The following is a 9751-nucleotide window of genomic DNA, read 5'->3' as shown; positions in this document are numbered from 1 at the left end:
ACGGCAGACCTGAGGGTCTGCTCTTTTTTTTCCTTCGCGATCCAGTTCTGCGGCGCTACTTGCTGGCCGCCTGTTCCAGGCGTGCCAACTCCCAGCCCGCCGCCTGGTATTCGAGATAGACGCTCACGCCCGGCTTGCGCGCATTCTCAAACGCCTCCCGTGCGGCCGCGACATTGCCGCTGGCCAGGCGCATCTGGCCGATGAAGAACCAGGCTTCGGTCAGTGCCATGTCCTTGTCATCGCCCTGCTTGCGTTGCGCTGCCTGAAGCACGCCGTCCTCGCCGAGGCTGCCGGCCACCAGCGCCAGCAGCGGGTTCGGCCAGACATCGTCGCTGCCCTTGCCACGCGCCGCCTGCAGCAGCTCTGCACTGGGTGCCTGGCCGGTTCGCCGCGCCGCCAGACCTTGCCACAGCAACACATAATGGCGGGACTCGGCGTCATCCTTGGAAATCAGAACCGACTGCGTGAAATCGGCCAGTGCCTCCTGGTACTTGCCCATGAAGAAGCGCGAGATCCCGCGCGACTGGTACAGCGAGCCTTCATTGCCACCCAGGGTCAGTGCCCGTGTGTAATCGGGAATGCTGCGTGCAAAATCACGGCTGTCACGCGCGACGTGGCCGCGGCACTCCCAGGCACGGGGATTGGACGGTCCCTGGCGCACGGCCTCTTCGGCGTCGGCCATCCCTTTGGCCGGCTCGTCCATCTCGGCGCGCACTTCGGCGCGGCGGCACAAAGCCTCGACCAGGTCATTGCCACGCAGGCGGCCAGCGGCAATGACGCGGTCATAAGCGGCCAGTTCCTCCTGCAGGCGACGGCGCACGGTGTCCTTGAGCGTGCTGCCGCCCATGCCCATGAAGCCGCTCGTCTTGATCGCCTCGCGCTCCACGAATTCGCCTTGCGCCGTGATCGATTCCAGCTGCTGCAGCGCGCTGTTGAGTGCCAGCAGCTCGTCAGGAGTGACGGTCTCCTTGAGCACTTCCAGGCTGCGCTCGACCTGCAGCACGTTGCCCCGGAAGACCCGCTTGGTCGAATACGTGAAGAACTCGTTGCGCAGGTTGCGTTCGAGCGGATCGCGCATCATCGAGACATTGGAAGGCCAGACCATGCGCAAGGTGTAACGCAGGCGGTAAGGGGCACGCGAGACCTTGGCCGGGTAGCTGCGCTTGAAGTTGCGCGGCAGATCATAGATGCCCTGCATGATGCTGGCGCCATACTTGACCACCCACCCATCCGGATAGGCCTTGGCCGGCTTGGGCAGCTTGAAGCGGGCACGCGCGATGACGCGGTTGTTGGCGGCATCGTCCTCCAGCACCGGTACGGCCACCAGGTCGATACCGGGATAGCGGCGCTCGTAGCCACCGAGTGCGAACTTGCGCAAGCGCTCTTCCGGCAGGCTGCGGGAGACCACGCGCATGGTTTCGGCATCACTGCCGACCCAGGTCCAGGTCGCGCTGAGCGTGCCATCGGCATCCAGGGCGGGAATCTCGATCACTTCATCCAGGATGGCGGTGTTGCGCGCCACGGCATCAGTCCAGTGCATGCGCTCCAGGGCAGTCGTCTCCGGTGCCACCGCCAGTATCGCTGCGCCTTCGACACCGCTGCCCTGCTTGCTCAGCGAGCCGGACTGTCCCTGCATGGTCGGGTCCAGGTAGTAATCCGCACCATCGAGCCGCAGGCGCACCAGCACATGGTCGAAGACCAGAGGACTGGGCAGATAACGCGCAACGGTGCGCGGCTCGGCCAGCGAAGTCAGGATGGGAACGGCGTTCATCCCCATGGCGCGCAGCAGCGTCACCAGCAGATAGGTCTTGTCCTTGCAGTCACCGTAGCGGTCGCGGACCACGTCGGCGGGCGGGTGCGGACGATGCGAGCTTTCTCCCATGGAGACGGAGAAGTAGCGGATCTCGTCCTGCACCCAACGCAGGGCCGCCACGGCCCGCTGCTCGTCGGTGGGTAGTTTCTTCCATTGCTCCAGACGGGCTTGCAGCGCGGCCGGCACCGGCGCGGGCGGGAACAGCCCATCGGCCCAGCGGGCCACGCTGTTCCAGCTATCCCAACTGGTGAACTGCAAACGACGCAGGCTGAAGTCGGCCGGGACCCAGCGATCGGGTTCCTCGATCCGGATGCCGCGCTCGGTGAAGCGAAGCTTGCGCCAGCCGGCGGCTTGGCTGATGTCGGGGCGGATATCGGTGTTGCCGATCTCGCCCACCATTTTCCAGTCCACGCGCTGGCCGACAGGATGGCTCAGGATGACACTGCGCAACTCGACCGGAATGGGCCAGTCCCACCCTGCCTCATTCGCGTAGGTGCTACCGAAGACCGGATTGGTGCCTTCGACCGAATACGCGTATTGCACCGTATCGCCCACGCGCAGATCCGGCACCAGCATGACTGCCTGGACCGAGCCGCTGAAGACGCCGTTTTCCATGCCCAGCTCGCGCTGCAGGAAACGCACCTGCACCCGGCTGGTGTGATCCAGCACTTCTTTGCCGCGCAACACGCGCAGGCTGTGCAGATGCATTTTCTGATACTGCGGCACGAAGTCGATGATCAACTGCCCGGCCGAGGCCAGGGCGCTGCTGTCATTGATCTGTGCTGCGCGATTGACGTAGAAGACCGGCTGGCTGTCGGCGCGGAACTGTGTGTCCCACAGGCGCATGACGATGGCCTCGGTACGTCGCGTCGCGGGCACCTCGATGGGTTCCACCCAGGAAGGAATCTTGTCGCCGCGCGTGAAGGCTTCGGAGGCGACCTGAATCTCGCGCACGGGCAATGACGGGGCTTCCGCCGATTCCGTCGCTGCCGCGCTGGCAGCGGCCGGCAACTGGGCATGGACAACGAAGGACAGACTGCACAGGAGGGTGGCGAGCAGCCCTCTCGGCGACACGAATCGCATGAATTTTCCCCTGATGATTTGCCGACGCATCGGAGGCCAACGGCCGGCTTGATTTTGGTGCTGAGATTGTACGATGGCCACCGGGCTTTTGTGCAGGCATGACGCAACTGCCCAACGCGTCCGGACGATGGCGTCCGGCCGCGACGTGTTTCCGGATCATTGCGAGCCGGATCGGATGTTAGTATGGAGCCCCTTCTGGCCATCACGATCCCGCACTCCTTCATGCGTATCCTCGTTACCGGCGCTTCCGGCTTTGTCGGCAGCGCATTGCTGCGGCACCTCGCTCCCCGTTCCGATCTCGCTCTGCGTGCGGCCCTGCGCACCGCGGCGTCCGGCGGCTTGTTGCCTGCTGGTGTGGAAGTGGTGGAGACCGGCGACCTGGGACCGCAGACAAACTGGCACGCGGCGCTGACCGGCATTGATACGGTAGTGCATTGTGCTGCGCGCGTTCACGTGATGAACGAGACCGCCGGCGATCCGTTGAGCTTGTTCCGCCGGGTCAATGTGGAGGGTAGTCTTGCGCTGGCAAGACAGGCCAGGGACGCGGGCGTCAAGCGGCTGGTGTTTCTCAGCTCGATCAAGGTCAATGGCGAGCAGACTGCGCCGGGACGCCCGTTCACCGCCGACGATACGCCGGCACCCGTCGATGCGTATGGCATTTCCAAAATGGAGGCCGAGCAGGCGCTGATGGCCCTGGCTGCCGAGGGGGGCATGGAAGTGGTGGTGATCCGGCCGGTGCTGGTCTACGGGCCGGGCGTGAAGGCCAATTTCAGGAGCATGATGCGATGGCTGCAAAAGGGGATCCCGCTCCCGCTCGGTGCCATCACCGGCAACCGCCGCAGCCTGGTCGCCCTGGACAACCTGGTCGACCTGATGACGCTGTGCATGCATCACCCGGCGGCAGCCAATGAAATCTTTCTGGTCAGTGACGGGGAAGATCTGTCGACCACCGAGCTGTTGCGCCGCATGGGCCAGGCCTTGGGCCGGCCGGCCAGGCTGATCCCCGTGCCTGCGCGGGTGCTCGAATGCGGGGCGAGGTTGCTGGGGAAGGGAGCGGTGGCGCAGAGATTGTGCGGGTCGTTGCAGGTGGATATCAGGAAGACCTGCAGCAAACTCGGATGGCAGCCACCCTGCACACCGGATGAGGCATTCAGACAAATCGCTTGCAGCTAAGGTCTGCGCTCAAAGCACGGGGCCGGTGCCCTGTCTCAATGGCTCCGAAGATTGGCAGAGATCCAGGTCGCAATGCGCGCTGCGTTCGCCATGACCAGACCGGTGGTAGGGGTCGCTGGAATGGATGGCAATACGGTGGAGTCAACGATAAATACCTTTTGGCAGCCAAAGGGCCGTCCGAGACTATCCGATTCGTAACGGGCAGGGTTGGCCTTCATCGGGATAGTACCGCCGAAGTGCTGGCTATGCCCCAGCTTTGAACGCATCTTGAGTCCGAAGGGAGCGGTAAAGCCCGTGCGTTTTGCGTGCTTCCTGAGCTTTCGGGCAAATGTGTCAAATTCGGTCGTACTGCGAACATTATCAGTGCCGCTGACCACCATCTTGTTCTCTTCCTCGAAACGGATTCCTATCCTTCCGGAAACTTTAGAGGAAAAATAGGCCACGCCCACAAAGCAGCGATTGAGGAAGGGGGAGATCAGCTTTCCGAACATCTTGCCCACCCGTCCCAACAGATGTTCCAGAATCGTCTGGGCGATCAGTTTTCCCGGATAAAGCTGCCCTTGAATGATGTTCTTGTTGCTATCAAAACTTTGTACATAAAGATGTGCAAGGGAGATGGACTCATCAATGGAGCTGTGGCCACCACGGCCCACCCAGACCGGGAAATAGAACTTCTGGCTATCCAGGATCTTGTATTCGTATCCGGTCCATCCGAGCGACGCGTCGGCGATCTTGGTAGAGTCGATGCACCCTGCCGCCAGAATCACGGCATCGTAACCCGCACGCTGCCGGTCGCCGCCTTGCAGCGGTGAAAAAATGAGGTCGACGCCATCATCACGTTCCTCAAACTGATGAACGATGTTCCCTTCCAGATAGCGGAACTGTGGCCGCTTCTTCAGCAACGCTACCTTGTCCCAGGCATTGAATATCGCGCCCCGCGTGCACCCGGTCATGCACTCGCCACACAATACGCACGCGGTCGGCGAACCAGGAGTACTGTCGATGGCAAGCTTGGCCTTGCCCACCATCAATTCATCCGCAAGCAAGGCCGTTGAGTTCTCCGCGACCTTGCGCAGGATATGGGCACTTTGACGATTTTCGTAAGGTAGTTCCGTGCCGTGCAAGGTGATTGGATAAATGCTGTCGAGCATATCCGCCCGCGCGGACAATCTCATATCCTCAAACACCTGGGAGAGATGATGGGAAAGATCCTCGATCTTTACCGGCCAATCGGCGATGTCATGCGCGGTCGTGGCACCTACCGTTGCACCCCACACAGAACTAAGCCCCCCCTTTGCGTGGCTGGTATCGAAGCTGACATTATCAGAAACCTGCAGAGCAAGACCATCCTGACGGCGGTACATGTAAGAGGAGCCAAACAGGGTCTTGTGAGGAATGAGTCCTTCCTTTTTATGGACAGGTTCGGCCGGCGCAGCCGATGCTGCATCGACACCCACATCGAACATGTCGACAGAAATTCCGGCATCCATCAATACTTTGGCAGCAGAACTACCGGAAGGCCCAGACCCCACCACTGCCACTCGCAGACTCATCATATTTCCCACCCATCATTCGAAATCTCAGCCAGTCGCGGCTGAACAAACTGCTTCATGCAAACATTGTTGCCTGCACATGGAGGCAGGTCGATCAGGTGCACACAGGGCGCACAGGAAATCTTCTGATAAAAAACGCTCTCGTAAGCCGGATTGATCTCTTTGAGACGTGACTGCGGGTCACTTGGTCCCCAGTAGGTAATCGTCGGTATCTGCAGAAGCCTGGCGATGTGATTCAGGCCGGAATCGATGGAAAGCAGGAACGTGAACCGCTCAAAAAGATGCACCACGTCGCGCAATGAGGTCTTTCCGGCCATGTTCTTCACCGACAACAACGGCAGTTGCGATTCGATCACCCCGGCCAGCGCGGTAGCGGGCTCCAGATCAGCCCGCCCCCCCAGGATCATGACTTCGGCACCGCTCTCGGGACTATGGCGATCAAGGATCTGCGCGAATTCCTCATTGGAAAACTGCCGTTCCTTGTACAAGGCAGAACAAAATGCTGCCACACCAATCAGTGTCGACTTATCAGATGCAGATGCGCTGGCCGCGCGCTGAAACCCGAGATGACTCTGGAAATGTCTGCATGCGGCAGACCACTCAACCGGAGTGGCACCGGTCTTTCTTGCAATCTGCTCATATCCGACGTAAATGGGAGTTGCAGAGTTATAAAAGACCGGATGATTGATATACCGTTCCTGCCAACGATTCCAGTCTTGGTACAAACCAAAACGCTCGGTAGAGCAGGTGAGAGCAGCAAATATGGCACTCAGTTTGGAATGCAACTCGTAGTTGACGAAAAAGTCGCTGGCGAAACAGGCCTGGATTGCACGGAGCGAGGATTGAGCAATCGCCGATATCGAACCGGTGTTGATCGGCACGATCTCGTCAAACAAATCTGTCAGCTCCGCGTAAACAGCAACTTCCTTGGCGCACACTAGAATGAGTCGCGCCTGCGGAAATTGCTTGCGGATGCTCAGGATTGCCGGGTAGGCAATCAGCAAGCTTCCTCCGCCCAGTATCTTCAAGAAGGAAATCTTCTTGGGCTGGTCAGGAAAGACTCTGCGGGAGCAGAATTTATCGATACAAAAAACGACTGGGCGCAGCAGCACGAGCATCATGCGCCCTATCGTATTGTCGATACGTTTTAACGTATTAGGCTTCATCACAAGAACGGAATGAGGTACAGGTGCCAAACAAGATCATGCCTTGCTTTCATCAACCGACAGCTCCGGCGACGGCTGTTGCGTAAGTTGCGCAAAGGTTTTACCACGATATCCCAGTTCAGTTCGTGCAAGCGAATCATCAATGGTGACAGGACTGCCCGTCAGATAAACCTGCGATCTCATGATCGGCGGGAGCGATTGGATTGCGAGCACGCGCCAAAGGGTCTCTACCATAGTTGCCAAACAGAGTACCAACCAGCGAGGCAGCGAACGAGCGCTGATCTTGTCCTCGGACCCACGCAACTGATATTCCACAAAATGACGGAAGAGCACTGGCTCCCCATCTGTCACGAAATAAGCACGCCCGGCACGGCCATGGGCCGCGGCCAGATAGAGGCCCTCGCAAAGATTATCGATATGCGTAGTGGATGTCAGATAGTTGCCATGATTGATCCACAAGAAACGACCCGACGAAACAGCCTGCTGCAGCTTGGGCAAGATGGTCGTGTCATCTCTTCCCCAGATCATGCGCGGCCTGACACTGACACATTCCACCTCGTGCGGATCCGTTGCCAGGACCAGCTTCTCGGTCGCCTGTTTCGAGCGCGCATATTGGCCGACAGGATCGGCTGGATAGGGAGTGCCCTCGGTGAGACCCTGCATTGATCCTGTTCCCAACAAGACGGCCTCCGTACTTACCAGAACGAATCTCTGAACACAGCCACTGCCCGCCTTGAGCAGTCGCCCGGTAGCACCGACATTGAAATTTTGCTCTTCGGTTTCGCGTCCCCAATTCCGCAGATCGGCCGCGGCATGAAAAATCACGTCAACGTCAGCGAGCTGCTGTGTCAACTTGGAAGTATCACCATAGTCCAGCACACGATGTTGCGCACCAGCTTGCATGAAGGCAGTTGCATCACCAGCATTGCGACTGCATGCAATGACCTTGTGCCCCTTGGCCAGCAGGAATCTCACCAGGTTGCGTCCGACATAACCGGTAGCGCCGGTAACCAGAATTCTCTTACCGTTCAGATCGTACATGGTCAGTTACTTTGGCTGCGTTATTGGAGAGTCTTCAGGAGAAGGCAAAGAGGCCTCTCTCTGAATGACAAAAATGCGGACATCGTCCTGGCTATGCACCTGCCTGAGCCACCCGCTGCGCTCCAGTTCATCAACGAAATGATTCATGCGTGCGCGGAATGCCTTGGACTTGCTGGGATCGATATAGCCGCTGTCATCCTGATTTCTCCACACAAGATAGCTGGCATTCCGGTGGCGCAATGCCTGTTGCAACTGTGTCGCCTGATCAAACAACTGAATATTTTCTTCAGGATTCCAGTCATGAAGGAAATAAAAAGTACGGTCCAGATAATAGAAAGGTTGCACGCCCCAGTTGAACGCAATAACCGCATTGGACGGCGTATTCTGGTTCAGCCACGCCGCTACCCAATACAGATGCACGAACTTGTCCGGGTAGCCTTGTCGCGGAATGTCGCCCTTCATGACAAAACCGACTGCGGGATTGTGCTGGAAATAAGCGGTCCAGGATTGATAGGCTTGCAGACTCAGAAGGACGGCAGTCGCTACTCGGACCAGTCTTCCAGGTACCGTCTGCAAAAGGACGGCTCCGATAAAGAGCAGGAAGAACGTAAAGGCAAAGTAGGTATAGCGGAATTCCCAATAGATACCGAAAGCCTGCAACAACAGTGTCAGTACAATGCCGCCAAATATCCAGTTCAGATGGGGCAGCGAGCGGCTTTTTTTGCGCACGGCAAACACGGACAGAGCGACAATCAGCAGCAGCGAGTTGATCGTTCCGAATCCGGCGATGAAAAGAGCCTTGAAGTTCTCAAGTGAATGCGTAGTAGACCAGGATGTGCCCTTTTGCCACATGGTCCCTTCCATAACCATATCCATGATGTCCTTGGTCACCGGATATTTCAGACATTGGCCAAAGACGCCGACAAGGTTGGGGAAAAAGGGATTGCACACATTGTGCCAGTTCACGATCAACCAGACCGCGTTGATGGCAATACCAATCAAAACGAGCCGGCAAATCTCCTTCACATGGACAAGTACCCCCCGCTGGATGGGCGTTGCCATGAGGTATGCGCACAGGTAGAAAGGTGCCGCAAAGATGGTGGTGTACTTGATACCCGCTGCGAAAGCGATGAATACATAAGACAGGACACGATAAGTCTCATGTGGCTGTTGACTGTACCGGACCAGCATGAGAAATGCCGCCAGGATATAGGCCAGCTGATATAGCTCAATCTTCGCGGTCCCGATATTACCCAAGGTCAGGGGCAGGTAGGCCAAGGCGATGACGCACAACCATGCGTTCAAGCGCGACTCGAAAAGTGCGCCCGCAAGGCGGAAAGCCAGCATCAAGGACGCGAAAAGAAATACCAGGACCACAAGGTGCGATCCGGTGGGGCTTGGAACCAGGAGATAAGGAATACCGATCGGCGTCTCACCGAACAAGGGAAAGGCGCTGAAAATTCCGTACTGAGTCAGATAGCTGACATTACCCGCAGCAATGTGCAGCTTAGGAAACGTCAGGGCGTAGGAAATCTCATCCCAATTCAGCGGAGGAAGTGTCGCTACCGTAAGGGCCAGCAGCAGCATCGGCAGCAGAGCAATACACAGGACAGCCGGCCACGTCAGCCGTTTCACGCAAGCCAACGCTTGATTCAAGTACTGCGTCCTTTTCTGCCACAGGAGAAAAACACCTGGCAAGACGAGGACTGCGCTGCTCATCAGGAAGTAAGAGCGCTGCAGTATCCCGAACAAACCCAGCAGACAATATAGCTGCGACAGCATAATGAATCCAAGCATGCTTTCCAGCAGAGGATCTGCAGCTACCATTCGTCCTGCATCCACACGAAAGAAACGCAAGAGACCGATTCCGGTCAACCAGGAAAGCATGACAATGGTCATGAAGACGACGACAGCCATGGAGT

Annotated in this window: 6 protein-coding genes; 1 reads left to right on the top strand and 5 read right to left on the bottom strand. The window is 58.1% G+C overall.

Features of this window, described 5'->3' with window-relative positions; all coding sequences use genetic code 11:
* Positions 1–55: 55 nt before the first annotated feature.
* On the bottom strand, positions 56–2896 hold the full coding sequence (locus B3873_RS06755; RefSeq protein WP_286864811.1) for a DUF3857 domain-containing protein: 2841 nt from the start codon (positions 2894–2896) through the stop codon (positions 56–58).
* Between the two features lie 183 nt (positions 2897–3079).
* Here B3873_RS06755 and B3873_RS06750 point away from each other — a divergent pair, with 183 nt between their 5' ends.
* Positions 3080–4069, top strand: coding sequence for a UDP-glucose 4-epimerase family protein (locus B3873_RS06750; protein WP_414651526.1), 990 nt, complete (start codon positions 3080–3082; stop codon positions 4067–4069).
* Positions 4070–4104: 35 nt separating this feature from the next.
* Here B3873_RS06750 and B3873_RS06745 read toward each other — a convergent pair whose 3' ends face one another.
* The 4 genes from B3873_RS06745 to B3873_RS06730 all read right to left on the bottom strand — a co-directional run bounded on the left by B3873_RS06745 (position 4105) and on the right by B3873_RS06730 (position 9746).
* Positions 4105–5622 (bottom strand): GMC oxidoreductase, encoded by a 1518-nt coding sequence (locus tag B3873_RS06745; protein WP_286864809.1) that lies wholly within the window; start codon positions 5620–5622, stop codon positions 4105–4107.
* Positions 5622–6743: a glycosyltransferase family 9 protein gene (locus B3873_RS06740; RefSeq protein WP_286864807.1), complete on the bottom strand. Its 1122-nt coding sequence runs from the start codon at positions 6741–6743 to the stop codon at positions 5622–5624. Before B3873_RS06740 ends, B3873_RS06745 begins: the two co-directional genes overlap by 1 nt.
* 81 nt (positions 6744–6824) lie before the next feature.
* Positions 6825–7829: an NAD-dependent epimerase/dehydratase family protein gene (locus B3873_RS06735; RefSeq protein WP_286864805.1), complete on the bottom strand. Its 1005-nt coding sequence runs from the start codon at positions 7827–7829 to the stop codon at positions 6825–6827.
* Between the two features lie 6 nt (positions 7830–7835).
* Entirely contained in the window at positions 7836–9746 is a 1911-nt protein-coding gene (locus B3873_RS06730) for a hypothetical protein (protein WP_286864803.1), read from the bottom strand.
* Positions 9747–9751 lie beyond the last annotated feature (5 nt).

Source organism: Herbaspirillum sp. UBA812 (genome assembly GCF_002296545.1).
Classification (GTDB): domain Bacteria; phylum Pseudomonadota; class Gammaproteobacteria; order Burkholderiales; family Burkholderiaceae_D; genus Herbaspirillum; species Herbaspirillum huttiense.
This window is presented reverse-complemented; position numbering and strand designations above follow the sequence as displayed.

Coding starts and splice junctions, on each gene's coding strand:
- B3873_RS06755 (WP_286864811.1), bottom strand. CDS start 2,896: ATGCGATTCGTGTCGCCGAGAGGGCTGCTCGCCACCCTCCTGTGCAGT.
- B3873_RS06750 (WP_414651526.1), top strand. CDS start 3,080: ATGGAGCCCCTTCTGGCCATCACGATCCCGCACTCCTTCATGCGTATC.
- B3873_RS06745 (WP_286864809.1), bottom strand. CDS start 5,622: ATGAGTCTGCGAGTGGCAGTGGTGGGGTCTGGGCCTTCCGGTAGTTCT.
- B3873_RS06740 (WP_286864807.1), bottom strand. CDS start 6,743: ATGATGCTCGTGCTGCTGCGCCCAGTCGTTTTTTGTATCGATAAATTC.
- B3873_RS06735 (WP_286864805.1), bottom strand. CDS start 7,829: ATGTACGATCTGAACGGTAAGAGAATTCTGGTTACCGGCGCTACCGGT.
- B3873_RS06730 (WP_286864803.1), bottom strand. CDS start 9,746: ATGGCTGTCGTCGTCTTCATGACCATTGTCATGCTTTCCTGGTTGACC.